The sequence below is a fragment of the Rhodococcus sp. NPDC057297 genome (assembly GCF_042667435.1).
GTDB lineage: Bacteria > Actinomycetota > Actinomycetes > Mycobacteriales > Mycobacteriaceae > Rhodococcoides.
In genome coordinates, this window is sequence record NZ_JBHUZE010000007.1 from 202,245 (window position 1) to 222,065 (window position 19,821).

General features: G+C 64.7%; 20 protein-coding genes. 15 read left to right on the top strand and 5 right to left on the bottom strand.

From position 1 onward, the window contains the following. Positions 1 to 7 precede the first annotated feature (7 nt). On the bottom strand, positions 8 to 358 hold the full coding sequence (locus ACFULT_RS20220; protein WP_019665976.1) for an iron-sulfur cluster assembly accessory protein: 351 nt from the start codon (positions 356 to 358) through the stop codon (positions 8 to 10). A 176-nt stretch (positions 359 to 534) separates the two neighbouring features. On the opposite strand from ACFULT_RS20220, the gene ACFULT_RS20225 reads away from it, so the two are divergent. The 4 genes from ACFULT_RS20225 to ACFULT_RS20240 are packed head-to-tail and all read left to right on the top strand — an operon-like array spanning position 535 to position 3,629. Further along, positions 535 to 1,185, top strand: a complete 651-nt coding sequence (locus ACFULT_RS20225) for a DUF3043 domain-containing protein (protein WP_019665977.1) — start codon at positions 535 to 537, stop codon at positions 1,183 to 1,185. A 14-nt stretch (positions 1,186 to 1,199) separates the two neighbouring features. Beyond that, the gene (gene cobU / locus ACFULT_RS20230) at positions 1,200 to 1,778 is read left to right on the top strand and encodes a bifunctional adenosylcobinamide kinase/adenosylcobinamide-phosphate guanylyltransferase (protein WP_378482238.1); all 579 of its coding nucleotides are present in this window, start codon (positions 1,200 to 1,202) and stop codon (positions 1,776 to 1,778) included. Continuing rightward, on the top strand, positions 1,753 to 2,865 hold the full coding sequence (gene cobT, locus ACFULT_RS20235; protein ID WP_378482239.1) for a nicotinate-nucleotide--dimethylbenzimidazole phosphoribosyltransferase: 1,113 nt from the start codon (positions 1,753 to 1,755) through the stop codon (positions 2,863 to 2,865). Before cobU ends, cobT begins: the two co-directional genes overlap by 26 nt. After that, positions 2,865 to 3,629, top strand: coding sequence for an adenosylcobinamide-GDP ribazoletransferase (locus ACFULT_RS20240; RefSeq protein ID WP_378482240.1), 765 nt, complete (start codon positions 2,865 to 2,867; stop codon positions 3,627 to 3,629). Before cobT ends, ACFULT_RS20240 begins: the two co-directional genes overlap by 1 nt. A gap of 28 nt (positions 3,630 to 3,657) precedes the next feature. Here ACFULT_RS20240 and ACFULT_RS20245 read toward each other — a convergent pair whose 3' ends face one another. Together ACFULT_RS20245 and gcvT are read right to left on the bottom strand one after the other, a co-directional pair. Further along, positions 3,658 to 4,761, bottom strand: coding sequence for a branched-chain amino acid aminotransferase (locus ACFULT_RS20245; protein ID WP_094721445.1), 1,104 nt, complete (start codon positions 4,759 to 4,761; stop codon positions 3,658 to 3,660). 34 nt (positions 4,762 to 4,795) lie between these two features. Continuing rightward, a complete protein-coding gene (gene gcvT, locus ACFULT_RS20250) occupies positions 4,796 to 5,896 on the bottom strand; it encodes a glycine cleavage system aminomethyltransferase GcvT (protein WP_378482241.1) in 1,101 nt (366 codons plus the stop codon). A gap of 108 nt (positions 5,897 to 6,004) precedes the next feature. Between gcvT and ACFULT_RS20255 the strand changes: the two genes are divergently transcribed. Next, entirely contained in the window at positions 6,005 to 7,522 is a 1,518-nt protein-coding gene (locus tag ACFULT_RS20255) for a leucyl aminopeptidase (RefSeq protein ID WP_037109205.1), read from the top strand. Between the two features lie 43 nt (positions 7,523 to 7,565). On the opposite strand, the gene ACFULT_RS20260 is transcribed toward ACFULT_RS20255, so the two are convergent. Further along, a complete protein-coding gene (locus ACFULT_RS20260) occupies positions 7,566 to 7,898 on the bottom strand; it encodes a hypothetical protein (protein ID WP_019665984.1) in 333 nt (110 codons plus the stop codon). A gap of 421 nt (positions 7,899 to 8,319) precedes the next feature. Here ACFULT_RS20260 and sucB point away from each other — a divergent pair, with 421 nt between their 5' ends. The 5 genes from sucB (at position 8,320) to ACFULT_RS20285 (ending at position 13,790) form a co-directional block, all read left to right on the top strand. Next, positions 8,320 to 10,113: a 2-oxoglutarate dehydrogenase, E2 component, dihydrolipoamide succinyltransferase gene (sucB, locus tag ACFULT_RS20265; protein ID WP_378482242.1), complete on the top strand. Its 1,794-nt coding sequence runs from the start codon at positions 8,320 to 8,322 to the stop codon at positions 10,111 to 10,113. Positions 10,114 to 10,262: 149 nt separating this feature from the next. Continuing rightward, complete coding sequence (locus ACFULT_RS20270; RefSeq protein WP_037109210.1) at positions 10,263 to 11,153, top strand: TIGR01777 family oxidoreductase; 891 nt, start codon at positions 10,263 to 10,265, stop codon at positions 11,151 to 11,153. A 38-nt stretch (positions 11,154 to 11,191) separates the two neighbouring features. Then, on the top strand, positions 11,192 to 11,956 hold the full coding sequence (gene lipB / locus ACFULT_RS20275) for a lipoyl(octanoyl) transferase LipB (RefSeq protein ID WP_037109212.1): 765 nt from the start codon (positions 11,192 to 11,194) through the stop codon (positions 11,954 to 11,956). 10 nt (positions 11,957 to 11,966) lie between these two features. Further along, a complete protein-coding gene (gene lipA, locus ACFULT_RS20280) occupies positions 11,967 to 12,980 on the top strand; it encodes a lipoyl synthase (RefSeq protein ID WP_170945313.1) in 1,014 nt (337 codons plus the stop codon). Between the two features lie 54 nt (positions 12,981 to 13,034). Further along, positions 13,035 to 13,790: a DUF4191 domain-containing protein gene (locus ACFULT_RS20285; RefSeq protein WP_019665989.1), complete on the top strand. Its 756-nt coding sequence runs from the start codon at positions 13,035 to 13,037 to the stop codon at positions 13,788 to 13,790. A gap of 35 nt (positions 13,791 to 13,825) precedes the next feature. Here ACFULT_RS20285 and ACFULT_RS20290 read toward each other — a convergent pair whose 3' ends face one another. Next, positions 13,826 to 14,296, bottom strand: coding sequence for an RDD family protein (locus ACFULT_RS20290; protein WP_378482243.1), 471 nt, complete (start codon positions 14,294 to 14,296; stop codon positions 13,826 to 13,828). Positions 14,297 to 14,498: 202 nt separating this feature from the next. Here ACFULT_RS20290 and glnA point away from each other — a divergent pair, with 202 nt between their 5' ends. From glnA to ACFULT_RS20315, 5 genes are all read left to right on the top strand, one after another. Beyond that, positions 14,499 to 15,935: a type I glutamate--ammonia ligase gene (glnA, locus tag ACFULT_RS20295; RefSeq protein WP_019665991.1), complete on the top strand. Its 1,437-nt coding sequence runs from the start codon at positions 14,499 to 14,501 to the stop codon at positions 15,933 to 15,935. A 225-nt stretch (positions 15,936 to 16,160) separates the two neighbouring features. Further along, positions 16,161 to 16,811, top strand: a complete 651-nt coding sequence (locus ACFULT_RS20300; RefSeq protein WP_019665992.1) for an ABC transporter permease — start codon at positions 16,161 to 16,163, stop codon at positions 16,809 to 16,811. Then, positions 16,804 to 17,994, top strand: a complete 1,191-nt coding sequence (locus ACFULT_RS20305; protein WP_094721440.1) for an ABC transporter ATP-binding protein — start codon at positions 16,804 to 16,806, stop codon at positions 17,992 to 17,994. Before ACFULT_RS20300 ends, ACFULT_RS20305 begins: the two co-directional genes overlap by 8 nt. A 41-nt stretch (positions 17,995 to 18,035) precedes the next feature. Beyond that, entirely contained in the window at positions 18,036 to 18,812 is a 777-nt protein-coding gene (locus ACFULT_RS20310; RefSeq protein ID WP_051104930.1) for an ABC transporter permease, read from the top strand. 32 nt (positions 18,813 to 18,844) lie between these two features. Next, positions 18,845 to 19,813, top strand: a complete 969-nt coding sequence (locus ACFULT_RS20315; protein ID WP_037109224.1) for a glycine betaine ABC transporter substrate-binding protein — start codon at positions 18,845 to 18,847, stop codon at positions 19,811 to 19,813. Positions 19,814 to 19,821 lie beyond the last annotated feature (8 nt).

The window sequence follows — 19,821 nt, forward strand, 5'->3', positions numbered from 1 at the left end:
TGAAAACTCAGTTGAACGAATCACCGCAGGCGCACGAGCCTGTGGCATTCGGGTTGTCGATCGTGAAGCCCTGCTTCTCGATGGTGTCCACGAAATCGATGGACGCACCTTCGACGTACGGAGCACTCATCCGGTCCACGGCGAGCGTGACGCCGTTGAAGTCGACCGCGAGGTCGCCGTCGAGGCTTCGATCGTCGAAGAAGAGCTGATAGCGCAGACCTGCGCAACCACCGGGCTGCACAGCAATGCGCAGTGCGAGGTCGTCGCGGCCTTCTTGATCCAGCAACGCCTTGGCCTTCGACGACGCGGCTTCTGTCATCGTGACCTTGTGCGTGATGGTCTCGTTCGAGACGGTCATGGGCTCTCCCTGTCAGTCGTACCAAACCCGTGAACGCCTCAACCGTACTCCGCTCCCGCTTATTCCTCACGAGCCACGGGCGTCGAAGACCGATTCGAGCGTGGAAACCCCGGACTTCGGACGTGTGCGACGCGGCCGGTGTTCAGGACTTCGTCGTCATCCCATAACCTGGGAGGGTGAAGTTGCTACGCCGCGGAAACTCTGACAATTCGGACGGGGACGATTCGAAGTCCGTCGAGTCCCCCGCCACGGACCAGACGGCTCCTGCCGTCGGCAAGGGTCGGCCGACGCCGAAGCGTCGGGAAGCCGAGGCGCGGCGCCGCGGTCCGGTCGCCCCACCGCCGATGACGAGCAAGGAAGCCCGCGAGCGCAGGAAGGCGAACCGGGGCTCCAAGGACGACCGGAAGAAAGCCGCGGCCGAGCGGCGCGCGGCCTCTGCTGAGCGTCGTGAACGGATGCTGGCCGGTGAGGACAAGTACCTGCTCCCCCGCGACAAGGGGCCGGTTCGGGCCTTTGCGCGCGATCTGGTGGATGCACGACGCAACCTCGTCGGCTTGTTCATGCCGTTGGCGTTGCTCCTGATCTTCGCGTTGTTCCTCAGCCCGGCCGTTCAGGCGTTCGTGACTCTCGCGATGTTCGTGATGATGCTGTTCATGGTGATCGAGGGCATCTTCATCGGCCGTCAGATCAACAATCGGGTGCGTGAGCGTTTCCCGGACACCACCGACGGTGGCTTCCGCCTCGGTTGGTACGCATTCGTCCGCGCGTCGCAGTTGCGCAAGATGCGCGCGCCGAAGCCACGCGTCGAGCGCGGCGCAGCAGTCTGACCGCTGCGGCCCACGTGAGTATCGTGCGGCGCACGCTTGTCCTCGGGGGTACGCGGTCGGGTAAGTCTGCGTACGCGGAAGCTCTTGCCGCCGAGGCGCTTGTTGTTCGATATGTCGCGACGGGACGCCGCATCGTCGGCGACGCCGATTGGGATGCTCGTCTGGACGCGCACCGCGCGCGTCGTCCGTCGGAGTGGTCCACCGTGGAATCGTCGGACGGGCTTGCGGTGACGCTGCACGAAGCACATCCGGGTACGACGATCGTCGACGATCTCGGCACCTGGTTGACCGGCGCCCTCGACGACGCCGATGCCTGGGATCTGCCGCGAGGAACCGTCGCCCCAGCCACCGACGCACTGTGTGCGGCCGTGCAGCAGTACCGGGGCGATCTGGTTCTCGTCAGCCCCGAGGTGGGGTGGGGTGTGGTTCCCGCGACCCGTTCGGGCAGGCTGTTCCAGGACGAGATGGGTACCCTCAATTCCCGACTGGCCGCCACGTGCGAGACGGTCGTTCTCGTCGTCGCCGGCCTCCCGCTGCCACTGAAGTCCGACAACCCGAAGACCGACGATGACAGCGGTTCCGATTTTCGATGAAAGGTCGCCTGTGACAGCCCCTTCGGAGTCCGAGGACTTCTCGACGCCCCTGCGTCCCGTGGCACCTCCGTCGGCGGAGTCGCGAGTGCAGGCTTCGGAGCTGCAGCGATCGCTGACCAAGCCCGTGGGCAGCCTCGGGCGGCTCGAGGAGCTCGGCGAGTGGGTGTCCGCCTGCCAGGACCGATGCCCTCCGTCGCCGATCGTCAGGCCACGAGTGGTGGTGTTCGCGGGTGATCACGGCGTGGCTACTCACGGGGTGTCGGCGTACCCGACAGAGGTCACCGCGCAGATGGTCGCCAACTTCACTGCCGGCGGCGCCGCGGTGAATGCGCTCGCGGGGGTCGCCGGGGCGTCGGTGCGAGTCGTCGACATCTCGGTCGCCACCGATACGGATCCTGCGGTGAGCACGTACAAGGTTCGTCGTTCCAGCGGATCCATCGATCGAGAGGACGCCCTGACCTCGGACGAGGTTCTCGCCGCGATCGATGCGGGCCGCGCCCTCGCGGACGAGGAGGTCGACGGCGGTGCCGATCTACTGATCGCGGGCGACATGGGAATCGGAAACACCACTCCCGCAACAACGTTGATCGCTGCACTCACCGACACCGAACCCGTCGCCGCAGTCGGACGAGGTACCGGGATCGACGACGCAGGCTGGATCAGGAAGACCGCAGCGATCCGTGACGCGATGCGTCGGGCACGGCCGGTCGTGAAGGATCCGGTGGCATTGCTTCGAGTCGCCGGCGGCGCCGACATCGCGGCCATGGCGGGCTTTGTCGCGCAGGCAGCGCACCGTCGTACCCCGGTGATCCTCGACGGTCTCGTCGTGACCGCGGCAGCATTGGTGGCGGAGGAGTCGGCTCGCGGCGGGCGTGAATGGTGGATCGCCGGCCATCGCTCGACCGAACCTGCTCACTCGATTGCGCTGCGTCACTTGCGGATCGAGCCTGTTCTGGAGCTCGACATGCGTCTCGGCGAAGGCTCGGGTGCACTCGTTGCACTCAATGTGGTGCACGCGGCGGTGGCCACTCTCGGCGAGATGTCGACGTTCGCTGCAGCGGGGGTCAGCACCGAGACCACCACGTAATGCTCGTCGGACCGCGTTTGGCACTGTCGTGGTTGACGGTTGTGCCGGTGCGCGGCCCGGAGACGGTCGGTCGCGACGAAGCCCGTGCCGCGATCGGGTGGACGCCACTGGTGGGAGTCGGGCTCGGCGTATCGGCGGCGGCCGTTCTGTGGATCGGCGTGGTTGCCGCGTCTCTGCCTGCCGTCCTGGCCGGGGCGTTGAGCGTCGCGGCGCTCGCGTTGCTGACCCGAGGTATGCACATCGACGGGCTGGCGGACACGGCTGACGGACTGGGGTGCTACGGGCCACCCGAGCGCGCCCGTGAAGTGATGCGGTCCGGAAGCGCAGGTCCGTTCGGCGTCGCGGCCGTCGGGTTGGTGATGCTCGTTCAGGCCGCCGGGTTCGGCGCTCTCGCCTCGGCCGATCAGTGGTGGTCTGTCGTCGTCGCTGTCGCTACCGGGCGCGTCGCCGTCGTTCTCGCGTGCCGACGCGGCGTCCGGCCCGCGTCGGACACCGGTTTCGGTGCATTGGTTGCGGATTCGCAGTCCCGCGTCGTGGTGTCCACGTGGGCGGTACTGTCTGTTGCAGCATCGGCTCTCGCCGTCGACGGTCGGTGGTGGCAGGGTCCGGTGGTGCTCGTTGCCGCGTTGGGCGCGGCCGCACTGGGCGTTCGACACTGTGTCCGACGGTTCGGCGGTGTCAGCGGAGACGTTCTGGGCGCAGCTGTGGAGATGACGACGACGATCGTCGTGGTGGGGTTGCTGGCGGGTCTGCCTTCCGCCTGATGGGACGATCCGCGGAAGGCAGATCTGGTCAGCCGAGCTTGGTCATCCAACCGTGCGTGTCCGCGAATGTGCCACGCTGAATGCCGGTCAGGGTGTCTCGCAGCGCGAGGGTCACTTCACCTGGCTCGCCGTCGGCGATGACGAATTCGCCCTCGGCGGACTTCACGGTTCCGACCGGGGTGATGACGGCGGCGGTTCCGCATGCGAAGACCTCGGTGATCTCGCCCGATTCGGCACCCTTGCGCCATTCCTCGGTGGAGATCCGACGTTCCTCGACGGGGATGCCGGAGTCGGTTGCGAGCGTCAGCAGAGAGTCGCGCGTGATGCCCGGCAGAAGCGAGCCCGAGAGGGACGGGGTGACGAGCCGGGCGTCGGAACCGGAGCCGAAGACGAAGAACAGGTTCATTCCGCCCATTTCTTCGACGTAGCGTCGCTCGATGGCGTCGAGCCAGACCACCTGATCGCAGCCTTCGTCGCTGGCCTGGGCCTGCGCGAGGAGCGACGCGGCGTAGTTGCCCGCGAACTTGGCCGCGCCGGTGCCTCCGGGGGCGGCACGGACGTACTCGGTCGAGAGCCACACCTTGACGGGCTTGACACCGCGTGGGAAGTACGCGCCTGCGGGTGATGCGATGAGCATGTAGCGGTAGTCGTCCGCCGGCCGGACTCCGAGGCCTGCCTCGGTGGAGAACATGTACGGACGCAGGTACAGAGCGTCTTCGCCGCCGGCCTCGGGAACCCACTCGTGGTCCACGGCGAGCAGTTGCTCGATCGATCCGAGGAACAGTTCATCGGGCAGTTCCGGCATCGCGAGCCGCTTCGCCGACGTACGGAAACGCTCCGCGTTGGACAGCACGCGGAACGACGCGAACTCACCACTCGGCTGGCGGTACACTTTCAGGCCTTCGAAGATGGCCTGGCCGTAATGGAGAACCATCGCGGCCGGGTCGAGCTCGATGGGACCGTACGGCGCGATCGTCGGCTCGTACCAGCCCTTCTCGGCGGTGTAGTCGATGATCGCCATGTGGTCTGTGAAGAACTTCCCGAACCCGGGCGCGGCCAGTACTGCTTCTCTGGCTTCCGACGGAGCCGGAGAGGGATGCTGCACGCGGGTGAATTCGGGAGTGCCTGTCATGTGAGGAATCTTAATCCTCCGCGCAGCCAGGTATTCACTTGGTGTTGACGGAGACGAACGGCGGAGCGACTATCTCGCACGCCAAGGCGCGGCCGCGGACGTCGACCTCGACGGTGTCCCCTGGCGTCACCTCGGCGCTCGAATCCAGCAATGCTAGTGCGATTCCGACTCCGAGCGAGGGTGAGAACGTGCCGGACGTGGTGGTTCCGATCGACTTGCCGTCGTGCGTGACGGTGAGTCCAGGACGAAGGACACCGCGATCGAGTGCTTTGACCCCGCGCAGCACACGCGCGGGACCGGCAGTCTTTTCCGCGACGAGGGCGTCCTTGCCCCAGAACTGTTCCTTCTTCCATCCGACTGCCCACCCGCACCGGGCCTGCAGCGGCGATATGTCCAGTGACAGTTCGTGGCCGTGCAGCGGGTAACCCATTTCGGTGCGCAAGGTGTCTCGGGCACCGAGCCCGGCGACCTGCCCGCCGACGCCTCGGACCTGGTCGACCAGCGCCCGTAGGAGGGCTTCCGTGTCGGACCACGCCGGGATGAGTTCGTACCCGTGTTCTCCGGTGTAACCGGTGCGGCACACTCGCACCGGCGCTCCTCGCCACGTCGCGTCCGCGAACGCCATGTACTCCATGTCCGCCGGAAGGCCCAGGCTCTCCACGACCGCACGCGATCCCGGTCCCTGCACGGCGAGCACTCCGAAGTCTCGATGCCGATCGGCGACGGTGACGCCGGCGGGCGCCTGTGTCGCCAGTGCCGCGACGACCGCTGCGGTGTTGGCCGCGTTAGGGACGAGGAACACCTCCTCGTCGCTCACGTGGTAGGCGATGAGGTCGTCGACGACGCCGCCGGACTCGGTGCAGCACAACGTGTACTGGGCTTTGCCTGGCCGGATGCGGCCGAGATCGTTGGTCAACGTCGCGTCGACGAATTGCGCTGCACCCGGTCCGCTGACGACAGCCTTACCGAGGTGACTGACGTCGAAGACGCCGACGGATTCTCGAACTGCTTTGTGCTCGGCGACGACACCGGAGTAGGACACCGGCATCTCCCATCCGCCGAACGGCGCGAACGTGGCACCGAGTTCTACGTGAACGGTGTGCGCGGGACCTCTGACGAGCTCGGCTTCACTCATGGTCGCCAACGCTAGCGGACAACAGCCCTCGCGGCGGTGATCGTCACCGCGGCGATCACTACGATCGAAGCCGACCGACACAATCGATCCCTTTGTAGGAGCTGCCACGTGCCCTCGACTTCATCCCGCACCCTCGGACCCGAGCTGGCGCTGGCCGGCCGAATCGGCAAGAACGTCGACGTACTGGTCGTCGCCCTGAGTACGAGTGACGAAGGGCTGGAACTGCACACCGACGAGGACGTCTTCGACGACGCCGTCGCGACGACGTTGTTCGACGCGTTCGACAGCGTCGGCGCAACCGGCAAGGCGGACGAACTCACGCGCATTCCCGCGCCCTCCGCACTGGGCGTGTCCAGTGTGCTCGGTGTAGGCCTCGGCGCGTCTGCGGACATCGACGACGAGCGCATCCGGCGATCGGCCGGCACCGCGGCTCGCGCACTGAGCGGCACGGGAACCGTTGCCACCACTCTGTCCTCGCTCGATCTCGGTGCGACCGCCGAGGGTTTCTTCCTCGGCGCGTACACGTTCACCGAGTTCAAGTCGGCACTCTCCGCGCCGGGTCCGGACGCCGGCCCGGTCGCTCGGGTCGAACTCCTCGTAGCGAATCCTCGTGCGCGTGAGCCGAAGTCGGAGCTGGCGCGGTCACTGGCCATCGCCGAGTCCGTCGCGCTCGCGCGTGACTTCGTCAACACTCCCCCGAGCCACCTCTATCCCGAGGAGTTCGCGGCGCGCGCCAAGGAACTGGGCACCGCAGCGGGTCTGAGTGTCCAGATTCTCGACGACAAAGCGCTGGAAAAGGGTGGGTACGGCGGCATCCACGGCGTCGGCAAAGGCTCGTCGAGGCTGCCACGGCTTGTCCGGCTGAGCCATTCGGGAGGCAAGCGGAAGTCGAAGAAGGTCGCACTCGTCGGCAAGGGCATCACGTTCGACACCGGCGGCATCTCGATCAAGCCTGCCGCGGGCATGGAGAACATGACGTCCGACATGGCCGGCGCCGCCGCCGTCATCGCGACGGTCATCCTCGCCGCCAAAGTCGGTCTCGCGCTCGACGTCGTCGCTACCGTTCCGATGGCGGAGAACATGCCGTCCGGGACCGCGCAGCGTCCCGGTGACGTGTTGACCCAGTACGGCGGAATCACCGTCGAGGTCATCAACACCGATGCCGAAGGCCGCCTCGTTCTGGCCGACGCCATCGTGCGTGCCTGCGAGGACGACCCGGACTACCTGATCGACACGGCGACGCTGACCGGCGCGCAGGTCGTCGCGCTCGGCAACCGCACGCCTGGCGTCATGGGTACCGACGCGTTCCGCGATCGCGTAGCAGCGCTGTCGCAGGCTGTCGGCGAGGACGGTTGGGCTATGCCGCTGCCGAAGGAGATTCGACGCGAACTGGATTCCAAGGTCGCGGATCTGGCGAACGTGACCAACGGTCGCGCGGGCGGCATGTTGGCGGCAGCACTGTTCTTGAAGGAGTTCGTCGCCGAGGGTGTCGAGTGGGCGCACATCGACGTCGCCGGTCCTGCCTACAACACGGGTGGGCCGTTCGGTTACATCGGCAAGGGCGGCACGGGCGTGCCGGTGCGGACGATGTTCGCAGTACTCGAGGACATCGTCGAGAACGGCTAGCCCTTATGTGAGTGGGAATGTAGGCCAGGGCCTACATTCCCACTCACATACCTTCGGCTCGCTTGCGCAGGATCTTCTGCCGCGCGTCGTAGTCACGCATGCGCTGGGGGTAGCGGGTCTTGCGGACGTCGTAGACGGGAATCTTCAGGTCCGGGCCGATCTTTCGGATATCGCGCTCGTCGACGGCGCGGCGTGTCCACTCGCCGTCGTTCGCTACCAGAACCACAGTGACAGGAGTCACTGTCGTCTTCGGTTCCACGTACGCCTCGACGCCGATCCTGGCCGCGGTCCAGTCCGCGAGGTACTGCGCGGTCGAGCCCTCCTTGGCTCGTCTACCTCCAGTGCCGCGTCGAGAGAAACGATCGAACAAGCCCACTGCTTGACTCCTGTCATCGGTGCGTCAATCTGTCGTCGCGGATCACGCACTTCGTGTTACTCACCAGTTTGCCAGTCCGAGATCAGCCCTCGGGGAACATGCGACGCCGAGGGATGGAAGGATGAAGGTAGAGGGTTCAACTCTCTCGTTGTCGAGAAAGATTGCCGATCGCGGATGGAAGGGCGTAGAGGTGCCAGCTGGAGTCAGCCGATCGTCTTCGGCCAACCGTCTCGCCACATCCGGTTCGGGCGCCCTGGCGCGGACGTCCGTCGACTACCTCGCCGCAATTAACGCAAGTATCGTCCGCGAACCTTGCAGCGCCAGCACAATAGTTTCAGCACTGGTTTCCACACACTGTTCTGCGACCACAAGTCGTAGGAACTGAATTTACCCGCATACAACTGTCGAGGAGTCAACAGACATGGCCTTCTCCGTCCAGATGCCAGCTCTTGGTGAGAGCGTCACCGAGGGAACTGTCACGAGGTGGCTCAAGCAGGAGGGCGACACCGTCGAGGTCGACGAACCGTTGCTCGAAGTATCGACGGACAAAGTCGATACCGAAATCCCGTCCCCCGCTGCTGGCGTTCTGACGAAGATCGTGGCTCAGGAAGACGACACCGTCGAGATCGGTGGCGAGCTCGCGCAGATCGGCGACGCAGGCGAAGAATCCGCGCCCGCTGCAGAGCCCGAGGCCGCCGAGGAAGAGCCCACACCGGCCGCCGAGCCCGAGCCCCAGGCCGAGGAAGAGGCACCGGCAGAGGACGCTGCTCCCGCGGCGAAGTCCGAGTCGAGCGGATCCGGCACCCCGGTGAAGATGCCCGAGCTGGGCGAGTCCGTGACCGAGGGAACCGTCACGCGGTGGCTGAAGGCAGTCGGCGACGAGGTCGCGGTCGACGAGCCACTCCTCGAGGTCTCCACCGACAAGGTCGACACCGAGATTCCGTCCCCCGTCGCAGGCACGCTGCTCGAGATCAACGCCGAGGAAGACGACACCGTCGAGATCGGTGGTCAGCTCGCGGTGATCGGTTCCGGTGCACCGGCGGAGAAGGCCCCCGAGCCCGACAAGGCCCCGGAGCCGGAGAAGAAGCCCGAGCCCGAGAAGAAGCCCGAGCCGGTCGAGGAAGCACCCAAGCAGGAAGCACCCAAGCAGGAAGCACCCAAGCAGGAAGCACCCAAGGAAGCTCCCAAACAGGAAGCACCGAAGGCCGAAGCTCCCAAGCAGGAAGCTCCGAAGAAGCAGGAGTCCGCACCGTCCGGTGACGCGACTCCCTACGTCACTCCTCTCGTGCGCAAGCTCGCCGCGGACAACGATGTCGATCTCTCCGAGATCAAGGGCACCGGTGTCGGTGGACGTATCCGCAAGCAGGACGTGCTCGCCGCAGCGGAAGCGAAGAAGGCTCCCGCTCAGGCCGAGGCGCCGGCCGCGGCTCCCGCTGCCGCGTCCGCTCCGGCGGCTCCGGCTACCGCAGGCGTTCGCCCCGAGCTCGCTCACCTTCGCGGTACGACTCAGAAGATCAATCGCATCCGTCAGATCACGGCGAAGAAGACGCGTGAGTCGCTGCAGACCACGGCTCAACTCACGCAGACGTTCGAGGTCGATGTCACGACGATCGCTGCGCTGCGTACCAAGGCCAAGTCGACGTTCTCCAAGAACGAAGGCGTCAACCTGACCTACCTGCCGTTCTTCGCGAAGGCGGTCGTCGAGGCGCTCAAGGCGCACCCGAACGTCAACGCCAGCATCGACGAGGACAAGAAGGAGATCACCTACCACGCCGATGTCCACCTCGGCATTGCCGTGGACACCGAGCAGGGTCTGCTCTCCCCCGTCATCCACAACGCGGGTGACCTGTCGCTCGCCGGTCTGGCTCGCGCCATCGCCGACATCGCGTCGCGTGCACGCTCCGGTGGCCTCAAGCCCGACGAGCTCTCCGGCGGCACGTTCACCATCACCAACATCGGTAGCCAGGGCGCGTTGTTCGACACGCCGATTCTGGTTCCGCCGCAGGCGGCGATGCTCGGTACCGGCGCGATCGTCAAGCGTCCGGTCGTCGTGAAGGATGCCGCGGGCAACGAGTCCATCGGTGTTCGTTCGATGGTCTACCTGCCGCTGACCTACGATCACCGCCTGGTCGACGGTGCGGATGCCGGTCGTTTCCTGACGACGATCAAGCAGCGTCTGGAAGATGCTTCGTTCGAGGCGGACCTGGGTATCTGATCCGACACGAGCGCGGCTGTGTCTGTATCGTGAGGTACCAGACATTCCGGACGTGATCGTCCTCGAACAATCGGGGTAGACCACACAATCGGGGCGCCACTCGCACTGCGGGTGGCGCCCCGAAACCGTCGAGAGGGGCGTCGAACACCATGCGCGTCGTCATTGCAGGTTCTTCGGGATTGATCGGTACCGCCCTCGTGGCGTCGCTGCGCGGACGAGGTCACGAGGTGTCCCGCCTCGTGCGTCGCGCACCGGCAGGGCCGGACGAATTCCAGTGGGATCCCCCGGCGGGAACGGTCGACGAGCGTGCACTTCGCTCATGTGACGCCGTGGTGAATCTCTGTGGAGTCGGCATCGGTGACAAGCGGTGGTCCGGTGCGTACAAGCAAGAGGTTCGCGACAGCCGGATCACGCCCACCGAGGTGTTGGCGGGTGCCTGTGCGGAGCACGGGATCCCGACTCTCGTCAACGCCAGTGGCATCAACTTCTACGGCGACACCGGCGATCGCATCGTCGACGAATCGGATGGTGTCGGTGAGGGGTTCCTCGCCGAGGTGTGCCGCGACTGGGAACTCGCGACGGCCGATGCCGTCGCCGGTGGGGTACGGACGGTGATGCTTCGGAGCGGAGTGGTGCTGTCGCGCCGCGGTGGGATGATGGGCAAACTTCGCCCGTTGTATCTGCTCGCGCTCGGCGGTCGGTTGGGTAGCGGGCGTCAGTACTTTCCGTGGATCTCGTTGAAGGACGAGATCGGCGGGATCATCCACAGCATCGAGAACGACGCCGTGCGCGGTCCGGTGAACATGGTGGGTCCGGCCCCGGTCACCAATGCTCAGTTCAACAGCGCGTTCTCGCGGGCGATCAAGCGACCGGCACCCTGGGTGGTTCCCGGATTCGCGCTTCGTCTGGTGATCGGCGAGTTCGCCGAGGAAGCCATCCTCACCGGCCCGCGCGCCATCCCGAAGGTCCTCGAGGACACCGGGTTCACGTTCGAACACAACACTGTCGGCGAGGCGCTGCGCGCGGCCGTCGGGAGCTGATTCCGTTCGCGCGCGGGGTCGGCGTAACGTCGACGCTTATGACCGAAGGTGTTGTGTCCGCACGCGAGAGTTCCGATTCCATCGAGGTGTCCCGGCTCGGAACGGTCGATTATCTCGACGCGTGGGATCGTCAGCGGGCACTCGCGGACATGCGTGCCGACGGTGTCGGACGGGACACGTTGCTGCTGCTGGAACATCCGTCGGTGTACACGGCGGGACGCCGCACGTCGCCCGAGGATCGTCCGAAAGACGGTACGCCGGTCATCGAGGTCGACCGCGGCGGCAAGATCACCTGGCACGGCCCGGGTCAACTCGTCGGCTATCCGATCGTGAAGTTGGCACAGCCGATCGACGTCGTGCGGTACGTCCGGCGTGTCGAGGAGGCTCTGATCGCGGTGTGCACGGATCTGGGCATCGACTGCGGACGCATCGACGGCCGATCGGGTGTCTGGCTCGCCTCCGAGGTCCGTGACGGAATTCTCCTGCCCGAACGCAAGATCGCGGCCATCGGCGTTCGCGTGCAGCGCGGCGTCACGCTCCATGGGTTCTCGTTGAACTGCAATTCCTCGACGTCCGGGTTCGACGCCATCGTCCCGTGCGGGATTGCCGACGCAGGCGTCACGTCCCTGACGAGCGAATTGGGCCGCGAGGTGACCGTCGACGAGGTCATTCCGGCGGTCGTGGACGCGGTCACCGCTGCTCTCGACGGGTCTCTGCTGGTCAGCGAACATCCTGTAGCGCGTCCCGATGTGGTACAAGTCTCCACCAACCCGCAGTTCACCACCGTGAAGTTCGGCGCGTAGCATCGAATCCGTGACTGTGGCCCCAGAAGGACGCAAACTACTCCGCCTCGAGATCCGAAACGCGGAGACCCCGATCGAGCGCAAGCCCAACTGGATCAAGACCAAGGCCAAGATGGGTCCGGAGTATTCCGAGCTCAAGGGCCTGGTCAAACGTGAGGGCTTGCACACGGTGTGCGAGGAAGCCGGATGCCCCAACATCTACGAATGCTGGGAAGACCGCGAGGCGACGTTCCTCATCGGCGGTGAGCAGTGCACCCGCCGCTGCGACTTCTGCCAGATCGACACCGGCAAGCCGGAGGATCTCGATCGCGACGAACCTCGCCGCGTCGCGGAAAGCGTCCAGGCGATGGGTCTGCGGTACTCGACCATCACCGGCGTGGCTCGTGACGATCTGGCCGACGGCGGCGCATGGCTGTATGCGGAGACGGTCCGTTACATCAAGAAGCTGAACCCGAACACGGGCGTCGAACTCTTGATTCCGGATTTCAACGCTCGGCCCGAGCAGCTGGCCGAGGTGTTCTCCTCCCGTCCCGAGGTGCTCGCGCACAACGTCGAGACGGTCCCCCGCATCTTCAAGCGAATCAGGCCCGCGTTCCGGTACCAGCGGTCGATGGACGTCATCACCGCGGCGCGCAACGACGGCCTCGTCACCAAGTCCAACCTGATCCTGGGCATGGGTGAGACCCCGGAAGAAGTTCAGGAAGCGATCCGCGACCTGCACGAAGCCGGATGCGACATCCTGACGATCACGCAGTACCTGCGTCCCTCTCCTCGGCACCACCCGGTCGAGCGTTGGGTCAAGCCGGAGGAGTTCGTCGAGCACTCCGATTACGCCACCGAGGTCGGCTTCGCCGGTGTTCTCGCCGGTCCGTTGGTCCGTTCGTCGTACCGCGCTGGGCGTCTGTACGCGCAGGCCATGCAGCACCACGGCCGTGAGCTGCCGGCGAGCATGGCGCACCTGGTCGAGGGTGGCGAAGCGTCGCAGGAAGCCAGTTCTCTGATGGCGCGTCTGGCGGCGCGCTGATTCACTCCCGGCGCGATGCACGACCACGGGAAGTCGGGACGTATCCTGTGAAGCATGGCGAACGGCAGTAAAGCGGGCAAAGCAGGTAAGCCCAGCAAAGAAGCGAAAGCAGCAGCGAAGGCCGCTCGGAAGCAGGCGTCGAAAGAACGTCGCAGTCAGCTGTGGCAGGCGTTCCAGATGCAGCGGAAGGAAGACAAGGCTCTTCTTCCGCTGATGATCGGCGCGATCGTGGGAATCACGGTCATCGCGTTCTTGATCGGTTTGATCATCGGTATCGAATGGTTCCTGCTGCCGTTCGGTCTGCTCCTGGGCGTGCTCGCCGCGTTCATCATCTTCGGACGTCGTGTGCAGAAGTCGGTGTACAAGAAGGCCGACGGCCAGGCCGGTGCGGCTGCCTGGGCGCTCGACAACCTTCGTGGCTCGTGGCGCGTCACCAACGCGATCGCCGGAACCACCCAGTTGGACGCTGTCCACCGGGTGATCGGCAAGCCGGGTGTCATCCTCGTCGCCGAGGGTGCACCTCAGCGCGTGAAGTCACTTCTTGCTCAGGAGAAGAAGAAGACTGCACGCCTCGTCGGTGACACCCCGATCTACGACATCGTCATCGGCAACGGAGACAATCAGATTCCGCTGTCGGGTCTGCAGAAGTACTTGGCGAAGCTTCCCAACAACATCGACAGCAAGCGAATGGACACCATCGAATCGCGCCTGTCGGCGCTGGGAACGAAGGGCGGACCGGCGATGCCGAAGGGCCCGATTCCCGGCGGAGCGAAAATGAAGGGCGTGCAGCGCACCATCAAGCGCCGCTGACAACCGAAAGACTTCTCCGAGACGATGCTGCGCGGTCACCGACCGCGCAGCATTGCCGTTCCTGTGGCGCGATCATGCATGCCCCGGCCGTCGTGGTCGGAGATGATGGCCGGGAACACGAACAGGAGAAAGAACGTGCGCACGAGTGCTCGGACGAACCCGACTCGAGCAGGGGCATCGACGCGGGCCACCTGAATCCCGACGATCAGCTGTCCCGGTGTGAACGAGAAGATGCTGACGGATGCAACACCGAGGACGAACCACACCAGAAGCGTGATGGTGGACATCGACTGTCCGATACCGGTGACGCTGATGATCAGTGCGGAAATGCCCATCGACATCAACCAGTCGACCAGGAGCGCGAGAGTACGTCGACCGAGTCCCGCTACCGCACCGGGTCCGTCCTGCGGAAGACCGAGGCGTTCCCCGGGGAAGTTCTGTTCGGTTCCGTCGTCGGGCATCGCCGCGTTCGGGCCGGACAACCAGGAACCTGTCATTCGTGCCATGCACTCCAGGATAGGCGCCGCGCGGCACCGACTCGGACATCGTCACCGTAGTGTGTTCGGAAGAGCGCGACGCGGTGCGTCGTGCCTCACGGTTACATGCGAAGAGCACGACGTGTAACACGGGCGAAACACAGCCTTGACTGGTGGGCAACACCAGGTCCATAACGTGCAGGTCGACGGAATTCGACAAAGGAGTAAAAGCGTGGCGTTCACCACGGCCGAAGAGGTCATCAAGTTCATCGCCGACGAGAACATCGAGTACGTGGACATCCGTTTCACGGATCTCCCCGGCACCCAGCAGCACTTCTCCATCCCGGCGTCGGCGTTCAACAAGGATGTCTTCGAAGACGGACTGGCCTTCGACGGTTCGTCCGTCCGCGGCTTCCAGTCCATCCACGAGTCGGACATGATGCTTCTCCCCGACGTGACGACCGCGCAGGTCGATCCGTTCCGCGCTGCGAAGACTCTGAACATCGACTTCTTCGTGCACGATCCGTTCACGCGTGAGAGCTACAGCCGCGACCCACGCAACGTTGCTCGCAAGGCCGAGGAGTACTTGGTCTCCACCGGCATCGCCGACACCGCCTACTTCGGCGCCGAGGCCGAGTTCTACATCTTCGACTCGGTTCGCTACGACTCCGGCATCAATGGTGCGTTCTACGAGCTCGATTCGGTGTCGGGCTCCTGGAACACCGGTGTCGAGGCCAACGCCGACGGCAGCCCCAACCTCGGCTACAAGGTTCGCCCCAAGGGCGGATACTTCCCCGTTGCACCGTACGACCACTACGTCGACCTGCGCGACGAGATCTCGACCAACCTGCAGAACGCAGGCTTCGAACTCGAGCGCGGTCACCACGAGGTCGGCACCGGCGGCCAGGCCGAGATCAACTACAAGTTCAACACGTTGCTCGCAGCCGCAGACGACCTGCAGCTGTTCAAGTACATCGTGAAGAACACCGCCTGGAAGCACGGCAAGTCGGCGACGTTCATGCCGAAGCCTCTCTTCGGTGACAACGGCTCAGGCATGCACGTTCACCAGTCGCTGTGGAAGGACGGCAAGCCGCTGTTCCACGACGAGGCCGGATACGCCGGACTGTCGGACCTGGCTCGCCACTACATCGGCGGCATCCTGCACCACGCGCCGTCGCTGCTGGCCTTCACCAACCCGACGATCAACTCCTACCACCGCCTGGTGCCGGGTTACGAGGCTCCCATCAACCTCGTGTACAGCCAGCGCAACCGCTCCGCCGCCGTGCGTATCCCGATCACGGGCAACAACCCGAAGGCCAAGCGCCTCGAGTTCCGTGCACCGGACAGCTCGGGCAACCCGTACCTCAACTTCGCCGCGCAGATGATGGCCGGTCTCGACGGAATCAAGAACAAGATCGAGCCGCTCGCTCCCGTCGACAAGGATCTCTACGAGTTGCCGCCCGAGGAGGCCAAGAACATTCCTCAGGCTCCGACGTCGCTGAACGCCGTCATCGATCGCCTCGAGTCCGATCACGAGTACCTGACCGAGGGTGGCGTCTTCACCACCGACCTCATCGAGACCTGGATCTCGCTGAAGCGCGAGCAGGAAATCGCTCCGGTCAACCTGCGCCCGCACCCGTACGAGTTCCAGCTCTACTACGACGTGTGATCTGCGTGTAAGCGCTAGTCTCGAACACCGAACCGCCCGTCCTGCCTTCACGCAGGACGGGCGGTTTCGTGTGTACGGAAGGTAACGACTTTCTGAAAAAAGGTTTGCCATCACGCTCGTCAAGCCATTCTCGATGGGTCGGATTGTCCGTCAAGGCTTCCGGGGGAGGTTGGGGGCGAAGCCCCCGACTGTCGGTGAACGGGAAAAGAGGGTGGCAGCACCACAATGGACACGCTCTGGAATTTCGTATCGGTCAGACGGCAACAGTTGCTGACCGACTCGTACTTACATGTCTCGGCGGTGGTGCAATCCATCGTCATCGCAACGATTCTTGCGGTCGCGATCGGTGTGCTCGTCTACCGCTCCCCTGCAGGCTCCGCCATCGCCACAGCACTGGCGAGCACCGTGCTCACCATTCCTTCGTTCGCCCTCCTGGGCCTGTTGATTCCCATTCTGGGCCTCGGCGTCGCGCCGACGATCACCGCGCTCGTGTTGTACGCGCTGCTTCCCATCATCAGGAACACCATCATCGGGCTCGCTTCGGTGGATCCGGCGGTCACCGACGCCGCCAAGGGCGTCGGATTGAACCGTGGGCGCGTTCTGGCACGAATCGAGATGCCACTGGCCTGGCCGTCGATTCTCGCGGGTATGCGCGTGAGCACCCAGATGATCTTCGGCATCCTCGCGATCGCCGCGTACGCGAAGGGCCCGGGGCTGGGAAACCTCATCTTCTCCGGACTCTCGCGCGTCGGCAGCCCCAACGCGGTCCCGCAAGCACTGGTCGGAACAGTCCTGATCGTCATCCTTGCTCTGATCCTCGACGGCATTCTCGTCCTGGTCGGCAAGCTCACCACCTCTAGGGGTCTTCGTGTCTAACTCAACCAATCAGCACGTCTCGGGAGTCGACATCGTGCTCGACTCGGTCAGCAAGCGGTACCCGGGTCAGGACACAGCCGCCGTCGACAACGTGTCCCTGACGGTTCCCGCCGGTGAGACCGTCGTGTTCGTCGGTCCGTCGGGATGCGGGAAGACGACGACCATGAGGATGATCAACCGGCTGATCGAGCCGTCGTCGGGAACCATCACCATCGACGGCAAGGACGCCTTGAGCATCGACGCCGACGAACTGCGACGCGGAATCGGCTATTCGATCCAGCAGGCCGGTCTCTTTCCACACATGACCATCGCGAAGAACGTCGCGACAGTCCCCGGTCTGATCGGCTGGGACAAGAAGCGCATCTCCCAGCGCACCGACGAGATGCTGGACCTCGTGGGGCTCGACCCGGACACGTACCGAAACAGGTACCCGCGGCAGTTGTCCGGTGGCCAGCAGCAACGTGTCGGGGTCGCTCGCGCGTTGGCCGCCGACCCCCCGGTACTGCTCATGGACGAACCGTTCGGAGCGGTCGACCCCATCACCCGCGGTCTGCTGCAGGACGAGTTGATGCGTCTGCAGAGCGAATTGGGCAAGACCATCGTGTTCGTCACGCACGACTTCAACGAGGCGGTCAAACTCGGAGACCGGATCGCGGTACTCGGCAACCAGTCGTCGATCATGCAGTACGACACGCCAGAGGCCATTCTCGCCAACCCTGCGAACGACACGGTCGCCGGGTTCGTCGGTGCGGATGCTTCCCTGAAACAGCTGACGCTGACCAGGATTCGTGACGTTCGCTTGCTGCAGTGCCCGACGGCCAGGGAATCCGATCCCGTCGACGACATACGCGCCAAGATTTCCTCGCGAAAGTGGCAGTGGGGCTTGATTCTCGACGACCGGAATCGCCCGCTTCGGTGGGTCTCCCCCGGTCATCTGGCCACGGCATCGTCGCTGCGCGGCGTCGGCGTTCCGATCGGCGAGCTCGTCTCCATACAGTCGACGTTGCAGGACGGACTGGAAGCGCTGCTCGCCGAGAGCACGGCGTCCACGGTCGTCACCGGCCCACGCGGTGAATACGTCGGTCTGATCTCCATCGACACGCTCGTCGGTCATCTGCAGAAGATGCGCGAAGCGCACGAGCACGATCACGACGACCAGGAAGACCAGGTCAGCCAGTCATGACCACGGCAGAACGGACGACGTCCACGCCCGAGGCGCCGGACATGGAAACGGAACCCGACGAGGGGGCCTCGGAGCGCGGCGCATCCAAACGCGCCGAGCGCATTCGGCTACTGGTGCAACCGGCGCTCGTCGTGGTTCTGGTCGCAGGCGTCCTGATCTGGGCTTTCAGTCGTGATCTCACCGCAACGCAGCAGGGCAGCATCAGCGTCTCGAACATTCTCACCTTGACGTGGCAGCACATCCTGATCACGGCGGCTGTGGTCGTCATCGTCGTTGCGTTGGCAGTTCCGTTGGGCACGGTGCTCACGCGACCGGGGTACACCAAACTTGCCCCGTTCTTCGTCGGCATCGCCAATATCGGTGCCGCCGCTCCTGCCATCGGCCTGCTCGTCCTGTTCTATCTCGCCACGCGACAGACCGGATTCTGGATCGGTGTGCTCCCCATCGCCTTCTATTCGTTGCTTCCGGTGCTGCGCAACACGATTCTGGGTTATCAAGAAGTGGACCGGACGTTGATCGACGCCGGTCGTGGCCAAGGCATGTCGCCGATGACGGTGCTGCGCAGAATCGAGTTCCCGTTGGCTGTCCCGTACATTCTGGCCGGTCTTCGCACATCGCTGGTCTTGGCGGTCGGCACAGCGACGCTGTGTTTCCTCGTCAGCGCAGGAGGGTTGGGAATTCTCATCGACACCGGATACAAGTTGCGCGACAACGTGACCCTCGTCGTCGGCGCCGTCCTCGCGGTATCGCTCGCCTTGTTCATCGACTGGTTGGGCGCGCTGGCGGAGCAGTTCCTCGGACCTCGGGGACTGCGATGAGGAGAACACTGTCCATGAGAAGAACAACGTCCATGAGAAGAACCGCCGTTGCCGTAGCCCTGTGCGGCGCACTGGTGACCGGGTGCGGCCTCGAATCGGGAGGCGCACTGCCCCTGGCCGTCGGCCCCGGCAGTATCGAACCGGTCCCGGAGCTGGACGGCGTCAAAGTCACCGTCGGATCCAAGGACTTCACCGAACAGATCACCCTCGGCTACATCATCGAATTCGCGTTGTCCGCGGCAGGCGCCGATGTCCGCGACCTCACCAACATCCAAGGGTCCAACAGCACGCGGGAAGCGCAGCTCGCCGGTCAAATCGACCTGACGTACGAGTACACCGGAACCGGATGGATCAACTACCTGGGCAACGAGACTCCACTTCCCGACTCGCAGCAGCAGTACGAAGCCGTCCGCGATGCCGACCTGGAAGCGAACGACATGGTGTGGGCCGTGCCCGCCCCGATGAACAACACTTATGCCCTCGCGATGAACAGGCAGACAGCCGAGCAGACCGGAATCCGCACCCTGTCGGATTACGCGGAGTTGGTCCGCACCGACCCGGCCGCGGCCACCACGTGCGTCGAAACCGAATTCAACGTCCGTCAGGACGGATATCCGGGCATGGCCGCGAAGTACGAGTTCGACCCCGGCGCTGCGCCACGCCAGATCCTGCAGACCGGCATCATCTACCAGGCCACCGCCGACGGGACACAGTGCAAATTCGGTGAGGTGTTCACCACCGACGGGCGCATCATCGCCCTCGATCTGGTTCTGCTCGAGGACGATCGAGCGTTCTTCCCCAAGTACAACCCGGCCCTGGTGATGAAAAAGGCCTTCGCCGACGCGCACCCACAGGTCGCCGAGGTCATGGCACCGATCTCGGAGAAATTGACCGATCAGGTGATGACCGAACTCAACCGGCAGGTCGACGTCGAGGGCATCGAGCCCGCCGACGCCGCGCGCGACTGGTTGGTTTCCGAAGGTTTCGTCACCGCGCAGTGACGGGCGGG

Bases quoted from the DNA above. Each gene is read 5' to 3' on its own strand.
- ACFULT_RS20220 (WP_019665976.1), bottom strand. From the start codon at position 358: ATGACCGTCTCGAACGAGACCATCACGCACAAGGTCACGATGACAGAA.
- cobT (WP_378482239.1), top strand. From the start codon at position 1,753: ATGACAGCGGTTCCGATTTTCGATGAAAGGTCGCCTGTGACAGCCCCT.
- ACFULT_RS20240 (WP_378482240.1), top strand. From the start codon at position 2,865: ATGCTCGTCGGACCGCGTTTGGCACTGTCGTGGTTGACGGTTGTGCCG.
- ACFULT_RS20245 (WP_094721445.1), bottom strand. From the start codon at position 4,761: ATGACAGGCACTCCCGAATTCACCCGCGTGCAGCATCCCTCTCCGGCT.
- gcvT (WP_378482241.1), bottom strand. From the start codon at position 5,896: ATGAGTGAAGCCGAGCTCGTCAGAGGTCCCGCGCACACCGTTCACGTA.
- sucB (WP_378482242.1), top strand. From the start codon at position 8,320: ATGGCCTTCTCCGTCCAGATGCCAGCTCTTGGTGAGAGCGTCACCGAG.
- ACFULT_RS20270 (WP_037109210.1), top strand. From the start codon at position 10,263: ATGCGCGTCGTCATTGCAGGTTCTTCGGGATTGATCGGTACCGCCCTC.
- lipB (WP_037109212.1), top strand. From the start codon at position 11,192: ATGACCGAAGGTGTTGTGTCCGCACGCGAGAGTTCCGATTCCATCGAG.
- ACFULT_RS20285 (WP_019665989.1), top strand. From the start codon at position 13,035: ATGGCGAACGGCAGTAAAGCGGGCAAAGCAGGTAAGCCCAGCAAAGAA.
- ACFULT_RS20290 (WP_378482243.1), bottom strand. From the start codon at position 14,296: ATGGCACGAATGACAGGTTCCTGGTTGTCCGGCCCGAACGCGGCGATG.
- ACFULT_RS20300 (WP_019665992.1), top strand. From the start codon at position 16,161: ATGGACACGCTCTGGAATTTCGTATCGGTCAGACGGCAACAGTTGCTG.
- ACFULT_RS20310 (WP_051104930.1), top strand. From the start codon at position 18,036: ATGGAAACGGAACCCGACGAGGGGGCCTCGGAGCGCGGCGCATCCAAA.
- ACFULT_RS20315 (WP_037109224.1), top strand. From the start codon at position 18,845: ATGAGAAGAACCGCCGTTGCCGTAGCCCTGTGCGGCGCACTGGTGACC.